At 71.0% G+C, this 19,578-nt stretch carries 23 protein-coding genes and 1 pseudogene; 10 read left to right on the plus strand and 14 right to left on the minus strand.

Annotation, left to right across the window (positions count from 1 at the left end; genetic code table 11):
• Positions 1-54: 54 nt before the first annotated feature.
• Both OG524_RS04810 and OG524_RS04815 read left to right on the plus strand, forming a co-directional pair.
• A complete protein-coding gene (locus OG524_RS04810; RefSeq protein WP_405809205.1) occupies positions 55-471 on the plus strand; it encodes a CoA-binding protein in 417 nt (138 codons plus the stop codon).
• Positions 472-507: 36 nt separating this feature from the next.
• Positions 508-1,317, plus strand: a complete 810-nt coding sequence (locus OG524_RS04815; protein ID WP_405809207.1) for an aminoglycoside N(3)-acetyltransferase — start codon at positions 508-510, stop codon at positions 1,315-1,317.
• Positions 1,318-1,420: 103 nt separating this feature from the next.
• On the opposite strand, the gene OG524_RS04820 is transcribed toward OG524_RS04815, so the two are convergent.
• Both OG524_RS04820 and OG524_RS04825 read right to left on the minus strand, forming a co-directional pair.
• Positions 1,421-1,975 (minus strand): YbaK/EbsC family protein, encoded by a 555-nt coding sequence (locus OG524_RS04820; RefSeq protein WP_405809209.1) that lies wholly within the window; start codon positions 1,973-1,975, stop codon positions 1,421-1,423.
• A gap of 31 nt (positions 1,976-2,006) precedes the next feature.
• Positions 2,007-2,591 carry a helix-turn-helix domain-containing protein gene (locus OG524_RS04825; RefSeq protein WP_405809211.1) on the minus strand — a complete coding sequence of 195 codons (585 nt, stop codon included), beginning with the start codon at positions 2,589-2,591 and terminating at the stop codon, positions 2,007-2,009.
• A 93-nt stretch (positions 2,592-2,684) separates the two neighbouring features.
• Here OG524_RS04825 and OG524_RS04830 point away from each other — a divergent pair, with 93 nt between their 5' ends.
• Positions 2,685-3,551 carry an EamA family transporter gene (locus OG524_RS04830; protein ID WP_405392180.1) on the plus strand — a complete coding sequence of 289 codons (867 nt, stop codon included), beginning with the start codon at positions 2,685-2,687 and terminating at the stop codon, positions 3,549-3,551.
• A gap of 7 nt (positions 3,552-3,558) precedes the next feature.
• Here OG524_RS04830 and OG524_RS04835 read toward each other — a convergent pair whose 3' ends face one another.
• Positions 3,559-4,311: an acyltransferase gene (locus tag OG524_RS04835; RefSeq protein WP_405812428.1), complete on the minus strand. Its 753-nt coding sequence runs from the start codon at positions 4,309-4,311 to the stop codon at positions 3,559-3,561.
• Positions 4,312-4,466: 155 nt separating this feature from the next.
• Between OG524_RS04835 and OG524_RS04840 the strand changes: the two genes are divergently transcribed.
• Complete coding sequence (locus OG524_RS04840; RefSeq protein WP_405392179.1) at positions 4,467-4,997, plus strand: gamma carbonic anhydrase family protein; 531 nt, start codon at positions 4,467-4,469, stop codon at positions 4,995-4,997.
• 96 nt (positions 4,998-5,093) lie between these two features.
• Here OG524_RS04840 and OG524_RS04845 read toward each other — a convergent pair whose 3' ends face one another.
• Both OG524_RS04845 and OG524_RS04850 read right to left on the minus strand, forming a co-directional pair.
• Positions 5,094-5,759 (minus strand): DedA family protein, encoded by a 666-nt coding sequence (locus OG524_RS04845; RefSeq protein WP_405392178.1) that lies wholly within the window; start codon positions 5,757-5,759, stop codon positions 5,094-5,096.
• Between the two features lie 141 nt (positions 5,760-5,900).
• Positions 5,901-6,338 carry a DUF4442 domain-containing protein gene (locus OG524_RS04850; RefSeq protein ID WP_405393317.1) on the minus strand — a complete coding sequence of 146 codons (438 nt, stop codon included), beginning with the start codon at positions 6,336-6,338 and terminating at the stop codon, positions 5,901-5,903.
• Positions 6,339-6,447: 109 nt separating this feature from the next.
• On the opposite strand from OG524_RS04850, the gene OG524_RS04855 reads away from it, so the two are divergent.
• Both OG524_RS04855 and OG524_RS04860 read left to right on the plus strand, forming a co-directional pair.
• Positions 6,448-7,503 (plus strand): hypothetical protein, encoded by a 1,056-nt coding sequence (locus OG524_RS04855; RefSeq protein WP_405392177.1) that lies wholly within the window; start codon positions 6,448-6,450, stop codon positions 7,501-7,503.
• Positions 7,504-7,569: 66 nt separating this feature from the next.
• Complete coding sequence (locus tag OG524_RS04860) at positions 7,570-8,922, plus strand: MFS transporter (RefSeq protein WP_405392176.1); 1,353 nt, start codon at positions 7,570-7,572, stop codon at positions 8,920-8,922.
• Here OG524_RS04860 and OG524_RS04865 read toward each other — a convergent pair.
• From OG524_RS04865 to OG524_RS04875, 3 genes are all read right to left on the minus strand, one after another.
• Positions 8,884-9,729: a spermidine synthase gene (locus OG524_RS04865; protein ID WP_405809214.1), complete on the minus strand. Its 846-nt coding sequence runs from the start codon at positions 9,727-9,729 to the stop codon at positions 8,884-8,886. The two genes, OG524_RS04860 and OG524_RS04865, sit on opposite strands and share 39 nt — an antisense overlap.
• Before the next feature lie 93 nt (positions 9,730-9,822).
• Positions 9,823-10,992, minus strand: coding sequence for an elongation factor Tu (gene tuf, locus OG524_RS04870; protein ID WP_405392174.1), 1,170 nt, complete (start codon positions 10,990-10,992; stop codon positions 9,823-9,825).
• Positions 10,993-11,373: 381 nt separating this feature from the next.
• Positions 11,374-12,093, minus strand: a complete 720-nt coding sequence (locus OG524_RS04875) for a DNA alkylation repair protein (RefSeq protein ID WP_405809217.1) — start codon at positions 12,091-12,093, stop codon at positions 11,374-11,376.
• Between the two features lie 49 nt (positions 12,094-12,142).
• Here OG524_RS04875 and OG524_RS04880 point away from each other — a divergent pair, with 49 nt between their 5' ends.
• Positions 12,143-12,865, plus strand: a complete 723-nt coding sequence (locus tag OG524_RS04880; RefSeq protein WP_405809219.1) for a TVP38/TMEM64 family protein — start codon at positions 12,143-12,145, stop codon at positions 12,863-12,865.
• Between the two features lie 170 nt (positions 12,866-13,035).
• On the plus strand, positions 13,036-13,908 hold the full coding sequence (locus OG524_RS04885) for an undecaprenyl-diphosphate phosphatase (protein WP_405392171.1): 873 nt from the start codon (positions 13,036-13,038) through the stop codon (positions 13,906-13,908).
• Positions 13,909-13,933: 25 nt separating this feature from the next.
• Here OG524_RS04885 and OG524_RS04890 read toward each other — a convergent pair whose 3' ends face one another.
• On the minus strand, positions 13,934-14,467 hold the full coding sequence (locus OG524_RS04890) for a hypothetical protein (RefSeq protein WP_405809220.1): 534 nt from the start codon (positions 14,465-14,467) through the stop codon (positions 13,934-13,936).
• On the opposite strand from OG524_RS04890, the gene OG524_RS04895 reads away from it, so the two are divergent.
• On the plus strand, positions 14,466-14,825 hold the full coding sequence (locus OG524_RS04895; protein ID WP_405809222.1) for a hypothetical protein: 360 nt from the start codon (positions 14,466-14,468) through the stop codon (positions 14,823-14,825). The genes OG524_RS04890 and OG524_RS04895 overlap by 2 nt on opposite strands.
• A gap of 279 nt (positions 14,826-15,104) precedes the next feature.
• Here OG524_RS04895 and OG524_RS04900 read toward each other — a convergent pair whose 3' ends face one another.
• Complete coding sequence (locus tag OG524_RS04900; protein WP_405392168.1) at positions 15,105-15,992, minus strand: LysR family transcriptional regulator; 888 nt, start codon at positions 15,990-15,992, stop codon at positions 15,105-15,107.
• 505 nt (positions 15,993-16,497) lie between these two features.
• Between OG524_RS04900 and OG524_RS04905 the strand changes: the two genes are divergently transcribed.
• The gene (locus OG524_RS04905; protein WP_405392167.1) at positions 16,498-17,325 is read left to right on the plus strand and encodes an alpha/beta fold hydrolase; all 828 of its coding nucleotides are present in this window, start codon (positions 16,498-16,500) and stop codon (positions 17,323-17,325) included.
• On the opposite strand, the gene OG524_RS04910 is transcribed toward OG524_RS04905, so the two are convergent.
• From OG524_RS04910 to OG524_RS04925, 4 genes and pseudogenes are all read right to left on the minus strand, one after another.
• Positions 17,259-17,717, minus strand: a complete 459-nt coding sequence (locus OG524_RS04910) for a hypothetical protein (RefSeq protein WP_405393428.1) — start codon at positions 17,715-17,717, stop codon at positions 17,259-17,261. The genes OG524_RS04905 and OG524_RS04910 overlap by 67 nt on opposite strands.
• A 91-nt stretch (positions 17,718-17,808) precedes the next feature.
• On the minus strand, positions 17,809-18,240 hold the full coding sequence (locus OG524_RS04915; protein WP_405809225.1) for an acyl carrier protein: 432 nt from the start codon (positions 18,238-18,240) through the stop codon (positions 17,809-17,811).
• Between the two features lie 191 nt (positions 18,241-18,431).
• Positions 18,432-18,974 (minus strand): annotated as a pseudogene (locus OG524_RS04920) (SDR family NAD(P)-dependent oxidoreductase); the annotation flags it as partial.
• Positions 18,975-19,017: 43 nt separating this feature from the next.
• Positions 19,018-19,533 carry a shikimate kinase gene (locus OG524_RS04925; protein ID WP_405809227.1) on the minus strand — a complete coding sequence of 172 codons (516 nt, stop codon included), beginning with the start codon at positions 19,531-19,533 and terminating at the stop codon, positions 19,018-19,020.
• Positions 19,534-19,578: the final 45 nt, after the last annotated feature.

The raw sequence follows: 19,578 nt of genomic DNA on the forward strand, positions 1-19,578 counted from the left end.
CCACGTTCACCCTCCCGTGGGGAATGGTCCGGGAAGGCCGTCCGTTGTCCGGGCATGTACGCAGACGACGAGACGGTTCGCAGGATTCTTCAGGACACGGGTGACACCTGGGCGGTGGTCGGCCTGTCCGGCAACAGCTCGCGGGCGGCCTACGGAGTGGCCGAGGTCCTCCAGCTCTTCGGCAAGAGGGTGGTCCCGGTGCACCCCAAGGCCGAGTCGGTGCACGGCGAGCGGGGGTACGTCTCACTGGCGGACGTCCCGTTCCCGGTCGACGTGGTGGACGTCTTCGTCAACAGCGACCTCGCGGGCGGGGTGGCGGACGAGGCCGTGGCCGCCGGAGCGAAGGCGGTCTGGTTCCAGCTCGGCGTGATCGACGAGGCGGCGTACGAGCGGACACGCGCGGCGGGCCTCGACATGATCATGGATCGCTGCCCGGCGATCGAGATACCCCGCCTGGGCCGCCGCTCCTGACAGGCGTGGTGTCGCTCCCGGCTCCTGGGCGGGAGAATGTCCGCCGTGACACAGCACCTCGTCAGTGGTGAACGAACTGTCGCGCAGCTGGCCGGACTCGGCGTGGAGCGGGGCGGCGTCCTGCTCGTGCACGCGTCGATGCGCGCCGCAGGAGGGGACGCCGGGGCCATGGCCAAGGCTCTGCGGACGGCCCTCGGACCGGAGGGGACGCTGGTCGTGCCCTCCTTCACCCCGGAGAATTCCGACACCTCCCCCTCGTATCTGAACCGTGTCCGCGGGCTGAGCGACGAGGCGCGTGGGGCCGTGCGTGCGGCGATGCCGCCCTTCGACCGTGTGGTCACACCCGCGCCCGCCATGGGCCGGCTGGCCGAGACGGTGCGTTTGACCCCTGGTGCCGAGCGCAGCGCCCATCCGCAGACCTCGTTCACCGCGATCGGTCCAGCAGCGGGAAAGCTGCTCGCCCGGCATCGCCCGGACTGCCATCTGGGCGAGGACTCCCCCCTCGCCCGGCTGTACGAAGCCGATGCGCGCATCCTGCTGCTGGGCACAGGCTTCGACACCTGCACCGCGTTCCACCTCGCCGAGTACCGGCTGCCCGCCCCGCCGCGCCGCCTCTACCGCTGCGTGGTGGCACCGGAGGGCAGGCGCCGGTGGTGGGAGTACGAGGACGTCGCGCTGGACGACGGCGACTTCTCGGTGCTGGGGCACGCCTTCGAACACGCGGGTACGACCGGGGCCGTACGCACGGGGCCGGTGGGTGCGGCCCGCAGCCGCCTGGTCCGTCTGCGCGCGGCCGTGGACTTCGCCGTCGGCTGGCTCGGGGAGCATCGCACCGGCGGTGGCTGAGCGTCTCTCCCTGAACGTGCCCCTCGCGACTGTCCCTGCGCCTGCCTCTCCGCGGGCAAGGGCAAGGGCAGAGGCGGGGACAGGGGACTTCAGAGCCGTGGGGTCAGATGCCCAGGCCCTCGACCAGTACCGCGCCGGGCAGTGCCGCCAGCGCCTTGCCGGGAACGATCAGTTTGCCGCGACGGCGCCCGCTGCCGATCAGGACCCATTCCTCGTCGGCCACGGCGGGGTCGAGCAGGAGGGGCCAGGCGGCGGGAAGACCGATCGGGGTGATTCCGCCGTACTCCATGCCGGTCTCGTCGACCGCTGTGTCCATCGGGGCGAAGGACGCCTTGCGGGCCCCGAGGTGTCTGCGTGCCGCACCGTTGACGTCGACGGGCGTGCGCGAGAGGACCACGCACGCGGCCAGGGTGACCTCGCCGCCCCGCTTGCCGGCGACGACCACACAGTTCGCCGGCCGGTCGAGCAGCCCGGGGCCGTGGTGCTCGACGAAGACGGCGGTGTCGGCGATGGCCGGGTCCGTGTCGACGTAGACGATCCGGTCGGCGGCGAATCCGCCCCAGCCGCCCGCGACCGCTTCGGCCACGGGCGGTGTGAGCAGGTCGAGCCGCTCGGCCGCGGGAGCGGCGTTGTCGAAGGTACCCAGGGGTGGGCGCATGCGTGTCACGCCAACAGCCGCCGGAGCGTGCTCACTTACTGTCCCGGCGGACCGGCGGGATCGAGACGGCCATGGTCAGTTCGGCAGGCTCGGTGCCGTCGTTGCGGTAGCTGTGCGGGACGTGCGCCTCGAAGGTCGCCGAGCTGCCGGCGGGTACGGCGTGGGTCTCGCCGTCGACGACGAGGGTCAGTTCACCCGCCGTGACGTGGAGGAGTTCCACCGTTCCTCCGGGGTGCGGGTCGGAGGCGCTGCTGTCGCCGGGCATCAGGTGCCAGGACCAGAGCTCGATGGGCCCCCGGGCCTCTGCGCCCACCAGCAGCGTCGTCGAGCTCCCGGCCTCCGTGGACCACATGCGGACGGCCTGGCTCTCGGGCACCAGCCGCACCTGGGACCCCTGCTCGTAGTCGAGCAGGGTGGTGATGCTGACACCCAGGGCGTCCGCGAGCTTGACGGTGGTGCCGACGCTCGGGTTCGTCCGGGCCTGCTCGATCTGGATGATCATGCCGCGGCTGACCCCGGCCCGGGCCGCGAGGGCGTCCAGCGTGAAGCCGCGCTCGCCCCGCCAGCGCTTGAGATTACGTGCGAGCGACTGGGTGAGCTGATCGAGGTCAGACACATTCCGTCCAATAGTCTGAATGACAGGGTTGAAAATACTGCACTACGGTGTGGTGCACCCACCCGACCACCGCACTGTACTGCGAGGCACCCGATGACAGCACTGTTCGCCCTGGCCACGAGCCTCCTGTGGGGGCTGGCCGATTTCGGCGGCGGACTGCTCACCCGACGTATGCCCGCTCTCACGGTCGTGGTGGTCTCGCAGTGCATAGCAGCCCTCGTGCTGGGCGTCGTGGTGATCGCGACGGGCGCCTGGAGCGAGGCCGGGAACCTGCTCTGGTTCGCGGTGGCGGCGGGTGCCGTCGGCCCGGTCGCGATGCTCGGCTTCTACAAGGCCCTGGCCCTGGGCCCGATGGGCGTGGTCTCCCCGCTCGGGTCCCTGGGCGTCGCCGTGCCGGTGGGGGTCGGGCTGATCGTCGGCGAGCGGCCGGGGCTGCCGCAGTTCGCGGGGATCGCCGTGGCCGTCGCGGGCGTCGTCCTGGCCGGTGGCCCGCAGTTGCGCGGGGCGCCGGTGCAGCGTCAGGCGATCGTCCTGACCCTGCTGGCCGCGTTCGGCTTCGGCGCGGTCATGGCCCTGATCGCGGAGGCGTCGATGACGGTGACCGGGCTCTTCCTGGCGCTTTTCGTCCAGCGCGTCACGAACATCGCGGTCGGCGGCACGGCGCTGTACGTCTCGGTACGCCGTGGGGGCCGTGCCCTGCCCGAGGACGGCGGCCGGGCCGTGGTGCTCGCCGCGCTGCCGGCTCTGGCCTTCGTCGGCCTCGCCGATGTCGCGGCCAACGGTACGTACGCGATCGCCGCCCAGAACGGCCCGGTCATTGTCGCCGCCGTACTGGCCTCGCTCTACCCCGTGGTGACGGCCCTGGCCGCACGGGGAGTGCTGGGCGAGCGGTTGCGCGGCGTCCAGGCGGCCGGTGCGGGCCTGGCCCTGGTGGGTACGGTCCTGCTGGCCGCCGGATAGACGCCGGTCAGGGTTGCGGGGTGTCCTCCAGCAGGTGCGCCACGGCCTGCAGCTGTTCAGGGGTGACCCCTTCGGGGATCGGGACCGGTGCGAGCGTACGCAGGGGCGGCTGCCAGCCCTTCTCCGGGTCCCAGCTCCGCACGACACGGGCCGGCGCCCCCGCCACCACCGCGTGGTCGGGCACCTCTCCCCGTACGACGGCTCCCGCCGCGACCACGACATTGCGGCCGAGGCTGGCCCCGGGGAGGATCACCGCTCCGGTGCCGATCCAGCAGCCCGGGCCGATCACGACCGGCTCCATACGCGGCCACTGCTTGCCGACAGGCTGGTCCGGGTCGTCGTAGCTGTGGTTGGTGGACGTGATGTAGACGTACGGGCCGCAGTACGTGTCCGGGCCGATCGTCACCGTGGTGTCCGCGATGACATGGCTTCCGCGCCCGAGCACCACTCCGTTGCCCAGGGTCAGGATGGGGTCCGAACCGAGGTCCAGATCGGGCATCAGTCCGGCTGTGAGCGTCACCTGCTCCGCGATGATGCAGTGCTCTCCGAGCTCGATCCACGGCTCGCCGAACACGGTGCCCTGCGGGAAGGCCAGCCGGGTCCCCGTGCCGATCCGGCCGAATCTGAGCCGGCCCGGATGCTGCGCGGTGACCGCCCCCGTCTCCCGCACCCAGTCCCAGCCCCGGTGGACCGCCCGGGACAGGACGCGACGCCGCCAACGGGCCAGCGGGAAGGAGAACGTGTTTCTGTTCTTCGGCACCCGCTCACGGTAGTCGGCCGTGACGAGCGGATCCCCGGGACCGGCTGTGATGTTCACCCCACCCCCCTCCGGGACGAGGAACGCGTCGCCTACCGTTCACCTGAGGACACCCGTGGGCGCGCGACCGCACCACCCCCGCAGCGGAGGAGCAGGCGATGGCAGAGCAGGCGTTGATCACCGGCATCGGTGGCAAGGAGCCGGACGTCGACCCGGACGCCTTCGTGGCGCCCACCTCCGTCGTCCTGGGTGAGGTCTCACTGGCCGCCGGTTCCAGCGTCTGGTACCAGGCCGTGCTGCGTGCCGACTGCGGTCCGATCTCGATCGGCCCCCGGAGCAACATCCAGGACAACTGCAGCGTGCACACGGACCCCGGTTTCCCGCTGGTCGTGGGTGCCAGAGTCTCCGTCGGCCACAACGCCGTGCTGCACGGCTGCGTCATCGAGGACGACGTCCTGATCGGGATGGGCGCGACCGTGCTCAACGGGGCGCACATCGGTGCCGGTTCACTCGTCGCCGCACAGGCTCTGGTGCCGCAGGGGATGCGGGTCCCGCCCGGCTCTCTCGTCGCGGGTGTCCCGGCCAAGGTCAAGCGGGAGCTGACGGCCGAGGAGCGTGAGGGTATCGCCTTCAACGCGGCCGGATACGCGGAGCTGGCGAAGGCACACCGCGCCGCGCACGAGGCCTGACCGCCGGGGAACAGGCTGCTCCCCGGCGCCCTACCGGCACCGGCCTTCCCGCGCGCCCAGGACAGCCCGGCGGCAAAGCCCCGGACGTATCCGGAGTCAGTCCGCGACGGCCACCGCGGCCGGCTCGGGCGGCCGCTGCGGCTCCTCCGCCGACTGCTGCTCCGCCTTCTTGGCCCGGTTCCTCAGCACCAGCATCGAGGTGAGCCCGATCAGCACCGCGGCCACAAGGCCCAGCCACGAGAAGCGCTTGAGCCACGCCTCGGCGACGACCCCCACCGAGTAGATGACGGCCGTGGTGCCTCCGGCCCAGAGGATGCCGCCGAACACATTGGCGATGAGGAACTTCCAGTACGGCATGCGCAGGACACCGGCCAGGGGTCCTGCGAAGATCCGCAGCAGTGCGACGAAGCGGCCGAAGAAGACCGCCCACATGCCCCACTTCTCGAACGACCGCTCCGCCATGGCGATCTGGGCGGGCCCGAAGTGCTTGGGGAATCTGCCCCCGAGCCAGGCGAGCAGCGGACGTCCGCCCCTGCGGCCGATGGCGTAACCGATCGAGTCCCCGATGATCGCTCCGGCCGACGCGCAGGCGCCGAGTACCACGGGGTCGATGTCACCGTGCTGGGAGGCGAGGAGCGCCGAACTGACGAGGACGATCTCGCCCGGCAGCGGAATGCCCAGGCTCTCAAGTCCGATGACGACCCCCACCAGGAGGTAAATGCTGACCGCGGGGACGGTCTCGAGCCACTCCTGGACGTGCAACGCCTGTTCCTCCCGCTAAGAATCTGCCCGCCGTGCACCACAGGTGCACGGCGGGCAGCCTACCGGGCCGGCCGGCGTGGAAGTCCCGTCCCGGCCGCGCGAACGGGCCGGGTCAAGGCAGATGCCGGGCCGGCTGCCGGGTCAGCGGTTCGGACGGAGTGTCCAGACCACGCTCATCTCGCTCGTCACCGCACCGTCCGCCCGCCGGATCTCGACGGCCACGGGGAACTCCGGCCGCTTGCCCTCGTCCAACTCGGCGACGACCTCGGCCGCCGGGCGGCCCAGTGTGGCCGTAGCGGTGAGACGGCCCATGGCCACCTTCTTGAACGCCATCTCCGTGGTGACGGGCAGCGGAACGGCCCGCGCCATCTGGTCGCCGAACGCGGCGACGACTATCGCGCCGCTCGCCGACTCGGCCAGTGTGAACATCGCTCCGGCGTGGGGTCCGCCGAGGTGGTTGTGGTATTCGGGCTGGTCCGGCAGCGAGAGCACAGCACGCTCCGCGGTCGTCTCCAGGTACTCGAGGTTGAGGGTCCGCACCATCGGAACGCTCGCGGACAGCATGTCGCCGACTGTCATCTCATCCGTGCTCATGGCCGTTACGTTACTAGCGAGTAGCACTCTTTGACCATCCCCTCACAGGGGCGGCCGTAGCAGCGGGGCCCGCACCCCTCTATGGTTACTGGCCATGTGGCCAGGACAGCAGCCGCCCGGGGGCGAGCAAAACCCGCAGGACCAGAATCAGAACCCGTACCAGCAGCCGGGGTACCAGCAGCCGAATCCCTATCAGCAGCCGGGATATCAGCAACCGGGCTACCCGCAGGGCCAGCCCGGGCAGCAGGGCGGGCAGCCCGGCTACCCGCAGCCCAATCCGTACCAGCAGCCCACCGTGCCGCAGTACGCGGTGCCGGGCGGTCAGCCCGGCGGTCCGAAGCCGGACGACAAGAAGAAGACGACGATCGTCGCGATCGTCGCCGCCACCGCGGTCGTCGTGGCGGCTGTCGTCACCGGCGTCGTCGTCATGAACAAGGACGACGACAAGGGCAGCACGACCGTCACCGGCGGCGGCAAGGCGTCACCTTCGGCGAAGCCCTCCGACGCCGCCTCCTCCCCCGCGGCCAATCCGCGGGGCGGTGAGGACGCCGCGCCGACCGTTCCCGGCTGGAAGGTCGTGACCAACCCCAAGTGGGGCACGCAGTTCGACGTGCCCGGTGACTGGGAGGTCTCGGGCAGCGGTGTGTTCGCCGGCTTCGAGGACGTCAAGAACCCCACCGGCAAGCCGGCCGTCGGCTTCTCCGCACCGGCCTACTACAAGAGCAAGTGGTGCGTCGACGACTCCGACAAGGACGGCCGCGACGAGGACACCGGTCTGGCCGGCGTCGGCACCAAGGGCGGCCAGGGCGCGAAGAGCACCGACGAGGCCGCCACCAACGAGGCCGCCAACTGGGTGTGGGCCGCGTACGCCCAGGAGGACCCGAAGGAGAAGGTCAAGATCGGCAAGCCCAAGCCGTACACGACCAAGTCCGGTCTCTCCGGCAGCGTCGTGACGGCAACCGCCACGGGGCTGGCCAACAAGAACAAGTGCGACACGGACGGCAAGTCGATCGCGTTCACCTTCAAGAACGCAAAGGACGAGTACTCGTCCTGGATCCTCTACGCCAACGCCGGAGTCGACGACGAACTCCCGGACACCACCATCCAGAAGATCCTCAGCACCGTCCGGCTGGCCGAGAGCGCGTCCTGACCTCGGGCGTCCGCGCCCGGGTCAATCCATTTGGCAGTACGGGGCCGCGGCGGCGATAGTCCTTCGGTGACTTCCGCCGCCGCCTCCCCGCCCCCCGCGCTCCGCCCCCTGCGGACCGGCCGCAACTACGGACTGCTGACCGCCGCCGCGATCATCACGAGCCTGGGTACCCATGGCGCGCTGATCGCGGCGGCCTTCGCGGTTCTGGAGTCGGGTGGCGACGGTGGCGACGTGGGCCTGGTAGCCGCCGCACGCACCGCACCGCTGGTGCTCTTCCTGCTCATCGGCGGCGCGATCGCGGACCGGCTGCCGCGGCACCGGGTGATGGTGGCGGCGAACGCGCTCAACTGCGGGTCCCAGGCGGTGTTCGCCTGGCTCGTGCTGGCCGGCGACCCCCAGCTGTGGCAGATGATGCTGCTGACGGCGCTGTGCGGTACCGGGCAGGCCTTCTTCAACCCGGCGGCCGAGGGCATGCTGATGTCCAGCGTCAGCGGTGACCAGGCGGCGCGCGCCTTCGCCTTCTTCCGGATGTCCATGCACGGTGCGGCCATCGGCGGCGCCGCGCTCGGCGGCGCGATGATCGCGGCCATGGATCCCGGCTGGGTCCTGGCGGTCGACGCGGCGGCGTTCGCCGTCGCCGGTACGCTCCGGGCCTTCCTCGACGTGAGCCACATCCCCGTACGAGAACCGGGCGGCGGGCTGCTCGCCGATCTGCGCGACGGCTGGCGGGAGGTCGCGGGGCGCCCCTGGCTCTGGGCCATCGTGCTGCAGTTCTCCGTGGTCGTGGCCGTCGTCGGGGCCGCCGAGGCGGTGTACGGCCCGCTGGTGGCACGGGACGAGCTCGGGGGCGCGCGTCCGTGGGGGTTCGCGCTCGCCGCGTTCGGGGTCGGCACACTGGGCGGGGCGTTGCTGATGATGCGCTGGAAGCCCCGGAGGCTGCTGCTGGCCGGAACGCTCTGCGTGTTCCCCATGGCCCTGCCGTCGGCCGGCCTCGCGATCCCCCTGCCGGTCACGGCGCTGTGCGGCGTGATGTTCGTGACCGGGGTCGCCATCGAGGTGTTCGGCGTCTCCTGGATGACGGCCCTCCACCAGGAGATCCCGGAGGAGAAGCTGTCCCGGGTCTCGGCGTACGACTGGTTCGGATCGGTCGCGATGGTGCCGCTCGCGACGGCGGCGGCCGGTCCGGTGGAGACGCTGGTGGGACGCAGCGAGGCCCTGTGGGGCTGCGCCGTGCTGATCGTGGTGGTCACGGTGGGGGTGCTGTTCGTCCCGGACGTACGGAATCTGACGCGGCGCGGCACCGGCACCGTGAAAACGGCCGGCACCACGGTCCCGGCGCCGACGCCCGCGCAGCCGTCGGCGAAGGCACCCGCGCAGGCGTCAGCCGATACCGAAGGCCCCGTCGGGGGGCTCGGGTGACGCGACGGCCTCCTCGTCCCGTACCGGCCGGGCACCGCCGATGAGCCGCGTCAGCGCCTCCCCGTGGGCGACCCGGGCGGGGAACGCGTCTGCTGCGCACAGCCTCGTCAGCGGTGCGATGTCGAGCGGGCTCCGCGAAGCGACGAGCACGACATTGCCGAAGCGCCGGCCGCGCAGCACGGCCGGCTCGGCGATCAGCGCGAGCTCACCGAAGACCTCGGCGAAGTTGGCGAGTTGCGGGCGCAGGAAGCCGAAGGGCGCGCTGTCGGCCAGGTTGGCCGCGTAGATTCCGTCCGCGCGCAGGACCCGCCCGGCAGCCCGCGCGTACTCGACGGAGGTGAGCTGGGCCGGTACCCGCGCACCGCCGAAGACATCGGCGATCAGGAGGTCGGCGGAATCCTCCGGTGCCTGCTCCAGCCAGCCCCGGGCGTCGGTGCCGTGCACGGTGACCCCGGCCCCCTCGGGCAGCGGGAGATGTTCGTGGACAAGCTCGATCAGTCCCCGGTCCGTCTCGGCGACGTCCTGCCGGGAGCCGGGGCGGGTCGCCGCGACGTAGCGGGGCAGGGTGAGCGCGCCGCCGCCGAGGTGCACGGCGTCCAGCGCCGCACCGGGCTCGCCCGCCCGGTCCACGACGTGGGCGAGCCGGCGTACGTACTCGAATTCGAGGTACTCCGGGTCGTCGAGGTCCACGTACGACTGCGGGGCTCCGTCGACCGTGAGCAGCCAGGCCCGGTCCCGGTCCACATCGGGCAGCAGCCGGGCGGTGCCGCAGTCGGTGGTGCGGATGACGGGTATCGGCTCGTTCACGCGCCCATTGTTCCCCCTTTCCGAGGCGTGCCGGACACACGGAACCCGCCCCCCCCCCGTGCAGGGTGGGAGGCGGGTTCCGCGGTTCCTGGGTCAGAGCAGGCCGGTGACCGTACCGGCGCCGACGGTCCTGCCGCCCTCGCGGATCGCGAAGCCGAGGCCGGACTCCAGCGGGACGTCACGGCCGAGCTCGATGGTCATGGTGACCGTTTCGCCCGGCCGTGCCACGGCCGTGTCGCCGAGGTCGACGTCGCCTACCACGTCAGCCGTACGGATGTAGAACTGCGGCCGGTACCCGGTGGTGACCGGCGTGGTGCGGCCTCCTTCCCTGGCCGACAGGACGTACACCTGCGCGGTGAAGCGCCGGCTCGGGCTGACGCTGCCGGGAGCGGCCACCACGTGGCCGCGGCGCACCCGGTCGCGCTCCACCCCGCGCAGCAGCAGCGCGACATTGTCCCCGGCCTCGGCGGACTCCATCGGCTTGCCGAAGGTTTCCAGGCCGGTCACGACCGTCTCGATGTCCGCGCCGAGCACCGACACCCGGTCCCCGACACGCACCGTGCCGCGCTCCACGGCACCGGTGACGACGGTGCCGCGGCCCGTGATGGTGAGCACGTTCTCCACGGACAGCAGGAACGGCGCGTCGGTGTAGCGCACCGGCATCGGTACGTACGTGTCGATCGCGTCCAGCAGCCCGTCGATGGCCGCCGTCCAGCGCGGGTCCCCCTCCAGCGCCTTGAGCCCCGACACCCGGACGACGGGCACCGTGTCGCCGCCGTAGCCGTGCGCGGAGAGCAGCTCGCGGACCTCCAGCTCGACCAGGTCGGTCAGCTCGGGGTCGCCCGCGTCGGCCTTGTTGAGGGCCACCACGATGTGGTCGACACCGACCTGACGGGCCAGCAGGACGTGCTCCGCGGTCTGCGGCATGATCCCGTCGAGCGCGGACACGACGAGGATCGCTCCGTCGAGCTGCGCCGCTCCTGTGACCATGTTCTTGATGTAGTCGGCGTGGCCCGGCATGTCGACGTGCGCGTAGTGACGGGTGTCCGTCTCGTACTCGACGTGCGAGATGTTGATGGTGATGCCGCGCTGCGCCTCCTCGGGCGCCCGGTCGATCCGGTCGAACGGCACGAAGGTGCCGGTCCCGCGGTCGCTCAGGACCTTGGTGATGGCGGCGGTCAGGGTGGTCTTGCCGTGGTCGACGTGGCCCATGGTGCCGATGTTCAGGTGCGGCTTGGTGCGCACGTATGCCGTCTTGGGCATGGCTCGTTCCTTGGAATTCGAAGCTGAGAAAAGAAGACCCCAGGGCCCTGCCGACCCTCCCCTCACGGGGTCCGCCGGACTGTCGGGGGAGGGTCAGCTTCGGGCGCCGCCGAAGGGTGCTGCCGCAGCGGTGAACGCTGCGGCGACTGCTGCCGCAGCTGCCGTCGCGACTGCCGCGTTTGCGACCGTGGGGTTCACGGCAGCCTTCGGCGTGTCCGCGACTGCGGACTGCGCTGCGAGGAAGGCGTACCGGAACATGCCCTGATCATGACTCAGCCGCACACCCACGTCGAGCGAGTTTTCGGGCGGGCACGAGCTGTTCGGTGGGCAGGACGGCGTTCCGCCGTGGCGGAGCCCGGTCGACGGATCCGCCGCCGGGTCTCAGCCGATGTTCTTCAGCGCCTCGCGCACGGAGAGCGGGGACAGCCGGTCCCCCGCTCCGTCGACGAAGCCGCGTACGGCGTCCGGGTCGGTCCTGGCGTACTCACGCAGGCACCAGCCGATCGCCTTGCGGATGAAGAAGTCGGGATGGCCGGCGCGGGCGAGACAGTAGCCGAACAGCCGGTTCGTGTCGGTCCGTTTTTTGTACCGCAGCTGGTGGAGGAGGGCCGTCCGGGCGATCCAGAGGTCGTCGTCCTCGATCCACCGGTCCATCACGCGTCCGAGCCGCGGATCGGCCGTCACGAGCGGTCCCGCGACATGGACGGCGAGCACGTCGACGGTGTCCCACCAGGGGACGGCCGACACGAGATGGCGCAGGACGGGGAGGAATCCGGAGGAGCACCGCGCCACGTGACGGCGCAGGAGGTCGGCGGCGAAGTACTGGTACTCGCGTTCCGGCAACTCCCAGCAGCGCAGCGCGATCGCCGTACAGTCCGCCTCGTCCGGCCGTCCGGTGTCTGCCAGGACGGTCCGGGACAGGGCCCGTCGCTGCGGGGTGGCGATGCCGAGGAAGGGGGCGACGTTCTTCATGTAGGCGGCTGCCGAGGCGGCCCGTTCCGGGTCGGCCGCCCGGGGGTACAGGGTGGTGAGCCGCTCCAGCACCGTGTCGGCCCACGCACTGTCCGGCACGGTGGGGGCGGTGTGCGCCGAGGGACTCATGCCGTGCACATTACGGCGATCACACGCCTGTTTCGGTTAGTCTCCCCAGATGTTCGACCCCGTCCCCGCCGCCCGGCCCGCCGGCGGTCTCGCAGTGCGCTGCACGAGGGTACTGCTCTCCCCCTGGTCCCGGTTCTCCCTGCTCGTGGCGGTGCTGCTGGCGGCCGGCACCACGATGCTGCTGTTCGAACCACAGCGGCTGCTGGCCTCGGGCTGGCCACCTCATCTGACGGGTTCGGCCGCGGCGATGCTGTTCGGCGTCGCGTACGGGGTATGCACGGTGGCGTTCGTGCCGCGTCCGCTGCTCAATCTCGCCGCCGGTGCGCTCTTCGGCGCGCAGACCGGTCTGGCCGCCGCCCTGGCCGGCACCGTGCTCGGGGCCGGGGTCTCGTTCATGCTGGGCCGGGTGCTGGGGCAGGACGCGCTGCGCACGCTGCTGCGCGGCAAGTGGCTCAAGGCCGCGGACGGGCTGCTGAGCCGGCACGGATTCCGCTCGATGCTGGCACTGCGGCTGTTCCCCGGGGTTCCGTTCGCGGCGGCCAACTACTGTGCGGCCACCTCACGGATGGGGTATCCGCCGTTCCTGCTGGCGACCGGGCTCGGCTCGATCCCCAACACGGCGGCCTACGTCATCGCGGGCAGCGAGGCGTCCTCTCCGACGTCGCCGGCGTTCCTGGCGGCGACGGGCTTCATCGTGCTCTCCGGTGCGGGCGCGGTGCTGCTGGCGTGGCGCAGGCGTCACCGGCTGGGCGAGGCGGGCGAGGCGTCGTAACCGGGGGCACCGGGGAGTCCGTTCACCTACAGGCGATACGCTGCGCGCGACCGACAGAGGATGTCCGGGGCCGTGGCGTCCCGTCCCCTTTCTGACCACATCCGCACGTTGCCGACGGCCTTCCTGTCCGTCGGCCGTTGCATGAACACCTCCGGGATGGCCAAAGCCCCATGAGCTGGTTCGAATCATTCGTCCTGGGCCTCGTTCAGGGACTGACCGAGTTCCTGCCGATCTCCTCCAGCGCGCACCTGCGGCTGACCGCCGCGTTCGCGGGCTGGCACGACCCGGGGGCGGCGTTCACCGCCATCACGCAGATCGGCACCGAGGCAGCGGTCCTCATCTACTTCCGCAAGGACATCGTCCGGATCGTCTCGGCCTGGTTCCGGTCGCTGAGGGACTCCTCGATGCGCGGCGACCACGACGCCCAGATGGGCTGGCTGGTCATCATCGGCTCGATTCCCATCGGTGTGCTCGGCATCACGCTCAAGGACCAGATCGAGGGTCCCTTCCGTGATCTCCGCCTGATCGCCACGACGCTGATCGTCATGGGCATCGTCCTCGGCATCGCGGACCGGCTCGCGGCCCGCGACGAGACCGGTGGCAAGCACCGTGCGATCAAGGAGCGCAAGTCCCTGCGGGAGCTCGGTGTCCGGGACGGCCTGATCTTCGGCGTCTGCCAGGCGATGGCCCTGATCCCGGGTGTCTCCCGCTCGGGTGCCACGATCAGTGGTGGTCTGCTCATGGGCTACACCCGCGAGGCGGCGGCACGCTACTCGTTCCTGCTGGCCATTCCGGCGGTGCTGGCCTCGGGCGCGTACGAGCTGAAGGACGCGGGCGAGGGGCACGTCTCCTGGGGGCCGACGATCTTCGCGACGATCATCGCGTTCGTGGTCGGCTACGCGGTCATCGCGTGGTTCATGAAGTTCATCACGACGAAGAGCTTCATGCCGTTCGTCATCTACCGCGTGATCCTGGGCATCGTTCTGTTCATCCTGATCGGCGCGGGCGTGCTGAGCCCGCACGCGGGTGAGTCCGCCGGCTAGACGCAGTGCACACATGTAGCGCTACCTAGCATTTCCTAGCGCCTGACTGCATCACCACGCCATGATCATCTCCCACTCGTCTCCCACCTGGGAGGCGGGATGCACCCCCTAGGGTGTGTGCGTCCGCAAAGCAAGGGGTGACATGGGAGGGGCCCGCACGGCGTGCGGGCCCTTCCATACAGAGGGTGGAGCGGGTCAGCTGAGGTTCATGTCCGGCCCAGGCCGCGACCCTCGCCACGAGGAAACGCAGCCGCTCATCCGCCGTGTCCCAGGCATCGCCGGTGAGGTCATCCAGCGCGGCGGCGGCAGTGAGGCCGAGCCGGTCGAGGTGCGCTTCCACGTCCTCCCACGTGTGCGGCACCTCGACTGCCTCACCGTGCGGACCCGTGCCCAGTGCCCCGTGTACGGCGATGGCACCTTTCCCCATGTCCCCGTTGATCGCGCGGACCTGGAGGAGCCGGATGTCCCCGGCCTCCGTGATCTCATCCGGCGCGCGGCCCTCGATCTGGTGCTCCACCACCGCCGCGCCGGCCCCGCTCACGGTGTCCAGGGCGACCATGGCCGTCACGATGACGTCCGCGAGTTCCTTCGTGACGTCTCCCCCAGGGCTGCCGGACGAGCAGGTCACCGCGCTGCTGGCCTCCTGCGACCGGGGTTCGACGACCGGATGCCGGGACTTCGCGATCCTGACCTTGCTCGTTCGCCTCGGCCTGCGGGCCGGAGAGGTCGCCGCGCTGGCCTTGTCCGACATCCACTGGCGGCAGGGCGACGAAGACCGGCGCACCACCCCGGCGCTTGACGAACAGAATGTCCAACTGCCGGCCCGCCAGCGCGTGGAAAGGTCGTGTGAGCTCGCGCGTACCGGCTCAGCGGACGGACACGACTGTGATGGGACCGCATCGGTCAAGCTCCTATGAGGTCACGATCGCCGAGCCGGTACGCGCAATGGCACCGCTCGGCAGGTCGACGATTCAGAGTGAGGACAGCCGGAGCGTCAATCGGGGATCGGGTCAGACCCTTGAGCGGTGCCTCCCGCATCCTTACGGTCGGGGATCTTGGTTGTGCCTGGGGTTCTCTGTGGTGGTACGGACGAGCGGCAACTGCCGCCTGTGCTGGCCCGAGTCGCATCTCCGAGCGAACTTCGACCGGAGGCTGCTGCCGTCGGCGTATGTCCTCCTTTCACCGTCGTCGGTGACTCAGGTGACGCCGTCGTCAGGGGAAAGGGCGGTGATCGCTTCCGCGACCTCTCGGACGACCACGCGGGTGTCGGATTCCGTCGCCAGCCAGGTCGTCATCATCAGTGGCATGTCGCTGAGCGGCTCCCAGCGCCAGGCCGGAAGCTGGGACGCCGCCGTGTGGGCGGCCACCAGCACCGCGTCGGATTCGGTCGCGTAGGCGTGTGCGAGGACGTGTTCGGTGAACTGGGAGAAGTGCCAGTGAGGCCGGATGCCGGTGGCCTGCGCGGTCGCGATGAGCCCGTGCTGCCGTTCGGGAACCTGGTCCTGAGAGTGCAGGAGGATCCGCAGCCCGTCGAGGTCGCTCAGCCGGTACGTCCCCCTGGCCGCCAGGGGATGGTCCGGCCGGACGGCGATTCCGAGCGGGTCCCGCCGCACTTCCCGCACCGTATGGCCGTCGGGCGGAGGCTGGTGAACGATGCAGATGTCCAGCCGTCCTTGTCTGAGCAGGCGGAGTTGTTCGAAGCTGTTGGCTTCGACGTAGTCCGGTGCCGCATGGGGGACCCGGGCCCGGATGGTGTCGACGATGTCGATCAGCCAGAAGCCGTCGGTTCCCGGCGGGACCCCGACGGTGACCGCCTGGCGGACAGCCTTCGCACCAGCCACCTTCTCCCTGGTCGCGTCTGCCATCGCGAGCAGCTGGTAGGCGTGCGGCAGCAGTGCGTGGCCAGCCGGTGTGAGCTCGACGCCCCGCGAGGTCCGCTGCAGCAAACGCTGCCCGAGCAGCCGCTCCAGATGGACGATCTGACGGCTGAGGGAAGGCTGAGAGAGCAGCAATCGCTGGGCTCCACGGTTTACTGAGCCCTCTTCAGCAACCACCACGAAGTAGCGCAGGTGACGCAATTCCATCCGGTCTCCCGTACACCTCTTGGTGATGCCTGGTGAGCATATCTGGTCTGCTCGAGAGGACTTGGACGGTGGATGGGACGCCGGTCTCTAATAGAGCGACCTGGCCACGAACCGTGCAGCGGGGCGTCGAACGGAGGGCGGGGATATGAGGCCGGGCGATACTGCCGGCGCTCCAGATCTGGTGCCGGACCGGGCGATCCCTCCCGCGGCCGAGGAGCCTCCACTTGCCGACAAGCGGTGCACCGTCTTCCTTGCGGCGGCCGCCGTCCGCTCTGTCACTCAGCAGAGCCCGGAAAGCTAACCGGGGCGGAACGGAAACAAGAAGCCCAGGTGCCATCCAGCTACGCACGGCGGAGCACGCTGCTGCGATCTCCGACGCGAGCACCACACGGTTCGCCGCCGTTCAGAACGTGACCTGACCACACGGATGGGCGGTCTGTCGGCGGCAGCGTCCTGACATCCCGACAGCGCACCATCCTGCACATGCGAGGCGGGAGCATCCGTGATGTCCTTCATCGATCTACCCGAGGCGAGGCTGTTCTACATCGACGTCCCGCCCCTGGCCGGCGCCTCACACACAGGTGCCCTCAGCATGCCGACCGTGCTGATCCATGGCATGTGGGACAGCGCCGACACCTGGATCCACCAGCTCCCCCATATTCGGGCTCGTTGCCGCGCGCTCGCCGTCGACCTGCGCGGGCACGGCCGCACCGGGCCGTCCGACAGCGAGTACTCGACGATCCGTCATGCCAGCGACATCGAAGCCTTCATCGAACGGCTCGTGCCCGGTCCAGTGGTCCTGATCGGACATTCGATGGGAGCCTCCGTGGCCACCGTACTGGCGGCTCGCCGACCCGACCTCGTGCACGCCCTGGTCTCGATCGACCCGGACTACGCCGGCACCGACAGCAACCGGGCTCGCATGCGGGCGCTGGCCGACGAACTCGACGGCCCATCGGCCGAGGCCACCGCGTTGAAGATTGTTTCCGACCTGACAGCAGGACCGGACACTCCGGCGCACCTCGTTGAATGGCACCGACTGGCCGCCATGTGGCTGTCGCCGGAGAACCGGGCGCGCATCTTCCGGCACAACGCCTTCCACCCGGGCAGTATCCGGTTCCGGCCCGAAGCCGACGCCTGGCTCCGCCGACGGCCTCAGCCGATGCTGGCCCTTCACCGCGATCCGGCCCGGATGCGAGCCGATCAACGGTCCTTCGCCCACCCAGACAGCAGGGCCGTCGCGATCTCGGGCACCGGGCACTTCTTTCACCAGGAGATCCCCGGATACGTGAACTCCGAGATCGACTGCTGGCTGGCCACGCTGTCCTCCTGACTTTCCCAGTTCGACGCGCGGGACGGCACCGGCCCCGCCACCGCCTCGCCGCAGGACCGGGGCACCATGCCGAAGAAGCAGTGATGTCGGTCCGCGGTGGTGGTCTTCCCCGACAGGGTGCTCCCGGAGAGCCAGGCCCGGATCAGGTCCAGTGCCCGGTGGACGGGCTCCGGGTCCAGAGGATCCCGCGCGGCCAGGAACGGCGCGAGGACGGTATCGGTGTCCTCTCCTACCAGCGCCAGGCCGTCGGCCCGCGCGTAGGAACCGAGGGGCGCGACCCCGACCACGGTCCACGCGCGCGTGTCCGGCTCCGGGGAGAACGCCAGATCCTCCGGCCGCGTCCAGTCGACGCGCAGCAGCGTGCGGTCCCCGACGCCGGGGACGGCAGACACCGGACGCAGAGTCAGTGCCTCGACGGAGGCGACCGGCGCTCCGGTGGGGTCGGTCAGTTCCAGGGCAACGGTGCCGGGGGGTCGGCCGGCGTCAGGCGCACCCGGAGTGTCCGTGCCCCGGTGGCGTGCAACCGGACGCCACGCCAGGAGAAGGGCAGGGCGGCCTGGGCGGGTTCGTCGGGCCCGCCGAGCCCATGGTCGTCGGCAGCCGCAGGCCGGTGAGGGCGCTGAGCCGGTTGCGCAGTTCGATCCCGGCGAGCGAGTCGAAGCCCTCTTCCGAGAACGTGCGGTCGTCCGGGACGTCCCGTGCGCTGTCGTGGCCCAGGATCGCCGCGGCCTCGGCCCGCACCAGCTCGGTGAGCTCGCGCAGCCGCTCGGCCTCGGGCAGTGCGGCGAGGCGCTGGGCGGGGCCGGCGGTGGTCCCCGGCTCGGCGGGAGACGTGGCGGCGCGCCGCTGCCGCGCGGGCAGCGCCGGTGTGGTGGCGCCGTCGAGTCGGCGCGGGTCCAGGTGGAGCGGCGCCACGACCGGCTCGGGGCCGGCCAGGGGCCGCGTCGAACAGCGCCAGGCCCTCCGCTGCGGGGATGGGCCGCATGCCGAGTCCGCCAGTCGGCGGTGCGCGGGTCCGTCGAGTCCCGCCGCCATGCCCGGTGGCGCGTGCCCTCCCACAGGCCCCAGGCCAGCGAGTGGGCGGCCAGTCCGCGGCGGCGGTGGTGGACGGCGAGGGCGTCCAGGAAGCCGTTGGCGGCCGCGTAGTTGGCTTGTCCGGGGGCGCCGAGCAGACCGGCCGCCGAGGAGAACAGGACGAAGGCGGACAGATCCATGTCCCGTGTCAGCTCGTGCAGATGCCAGGCGGCGTCGGCCTTGGGTCCCATGACGCGGTGCACGCGCTCGGACGTCAGCGCCTCCAGGGTGCCGTCGTCGAGGACACCGGCCGCGTGGACGACGGCGGTCAGCGGATGGTTCTGCTCCACGATGGCCAGGAGAGCGGCCAGGGCCTCCCGGTCCGCCGCGTCGCACGCGGCGAGGGTGACCTGGGCGCCCAGGGAGCACAGTTCGGCGGCGAGTTCCGACGCGCCCTCCGCAGCCGGGCCGCTGCGGCCTGCCAGCAGTAGGTGGCGCACACCGTGCTCGGTGACGAGGTGCCGCGCCACGAGCCCGCCGGGTGCCCCGGTGCCGCCGGTGATGAGGACGGTGCCGTCCGGGGCGGACACCGCCGGGCGCCCGTCGCGCCTCTCGGTCGGCAGGAGGCGTGGCACCGACAGCCGGCCCCGCCCCGGGAGCCGCTACGCGTCCGGCTGGTCATGCGTCGCTCAACTCCAAGACCCGAAGGATCGTTTCGGCGACCTGCTCGGGGCTACGGCCGTCGGTGGCCACCACAACTCTGGCCACCTCTGAGTACAGGGGCCGACGAGCATCCATCAACTCGCGCCAGCGCCGACGCGGGTCGAGGGCCAGCAGCGGCCGGGTGGAGTCCACCACGGTGCGCCGCATGGCCTCCGTGTGCTCCACCGTGAGGTGGACGACGGGGTGCGGGAGCAACAGGGCACGGGTCGAGGTGTCCAGGACGGCACCGCCGCCGAGCGCGAGCACCCCGTCGTGCCCGGCGACCGCGTCCCGCACCGCCCGCTTCTCCAGGTCACGGAAGTACGGTTCGCCCTCGTCGACGAAAATGTCCCTGATCGACCGACCATGAGCGGCGACGATGTCGTCGTCCGTGTCCCGGAATCCGCAGTGGAGCCGCCCGGCCAGCAGCGCGCCCACCGTGGACTTGCCCACGCCCATGGGACCGACGAGGACGATGTGCGGCCCGCTCACCGGACCCACTGCGGTCCGGCGACCGTCGACCGCTCAGCCAAGCTC

Origin of the sequence: Streptomyces sp. NBC_01520 (genome assembly GCF_045040375.1) — a bacterium.
In the GTDB taxonomy this organism is placed as follows: domain Bacteria; phylum Actinomycetota; class Actinomycetes; order Streptomycetales; family Streptomycetaceae; genus Streptomyces.

Coding starts and splice junctions, on each gene's coding strand:
- OG524_RS04810 (WP_405809205.1), top strand. CDS start 55: ATGTACGCAGACGACGAGACGGTTCGCAGGATTCTTCAGGACACGGGT.
- OG524_RS04815 (WP_405809207.1), top strand. CDS start 508: ATGTCCGCCGTGACACAGCACCTCGTCAGTGGTGAACGAACTGTCGCG.
- OG524_RS04820 (WP_405809209.1), bottom strand. CDS start 1,975: ATGCGCCCACCCCTGGGTACCTTCGACAACGCCGCTCCCGCGGCCGAG.
- OG524_RS04830 (WP_405392180.1), top strand. CDS start 2,685: ATGACAGCACTGTTCGCCCTGGCCACGAGCCTCCTGTGGGGGCTGGCC.
- OG524_RS04840 (WP_405392179.1), top strand. CDS start 4,467: ATGGCAGAGCAGGCGTTGATCACCGGCATCGGTGGCAAGGAGCCGGAC.
- OG524_RS04850 (WP_405393317.1), bottom strand. CDS start 6,338: ATGACAGTCGGCGACATGCTGTCCGCGAGCGTTCCGATGGTGCGGACC.
- OG524_RS04855 (WP_405392177.1), top strand. CDS start 6,448: ATGTGGCCAGGACAGCAGCCGCCCGGGGGCGAGCAAAACCCGCAGGAC.
- tuf (WP_405392174.1), bottom strand. CDS start 10,992: ATGCCCAAGACGGCATACGTGCGCACCAAGCCGCACCTGAACATCGGC.
- OG524_RS04875 (WP_405809217.1), bottom strand. CDS start 12,093: ATGAGTCCCTCGGCGCACACCGCCCCCACCGTGCCGGACAGTGCGTGG.
- OG524_RS04880 (WP_405809219.1), top strand. CDS start 12,143: ATGTTCGACCCCGTCCCCGCCGCCCGGCCCGCCGGCGGTCTCGCAGTG.
- OG524_RS04885 (WP_405392171.1), top strand. CDS start 13,036: ATGAGCTGGTTCGAATCATTCGTCCTGGGCCTCGTTCAGGGACTGACC.
- OG524_RS04895 (WP_405809222.1), top strand. CDS start 14,466: ATGGCCGTCACGATGACGTCCGCGAGTTCCTTCGTGACGTCTCCCCCA.
- OG524_RS04890 (WP_405809220.1), bottom strand. CDS start 14,467: ATGGTCGCCCTGGACACCGTGAGCGGGGCCGGCGCGGCGGTGGTGGAG.
- OG524_RS04900 (WP_405392168.1), bottom strand. CDS start 15,992: ATGGAATTGCGTCACCTGCGCTACTTCGTGGTGGTTGCTGAAGAGGGC.
- OG524_RS04905 (WP_405392167.1), top strand. CDS start 16,498: ATGTCCTTCATCGATCTACCCGAGGCGAGGCTGTTCTACATCGACGTC.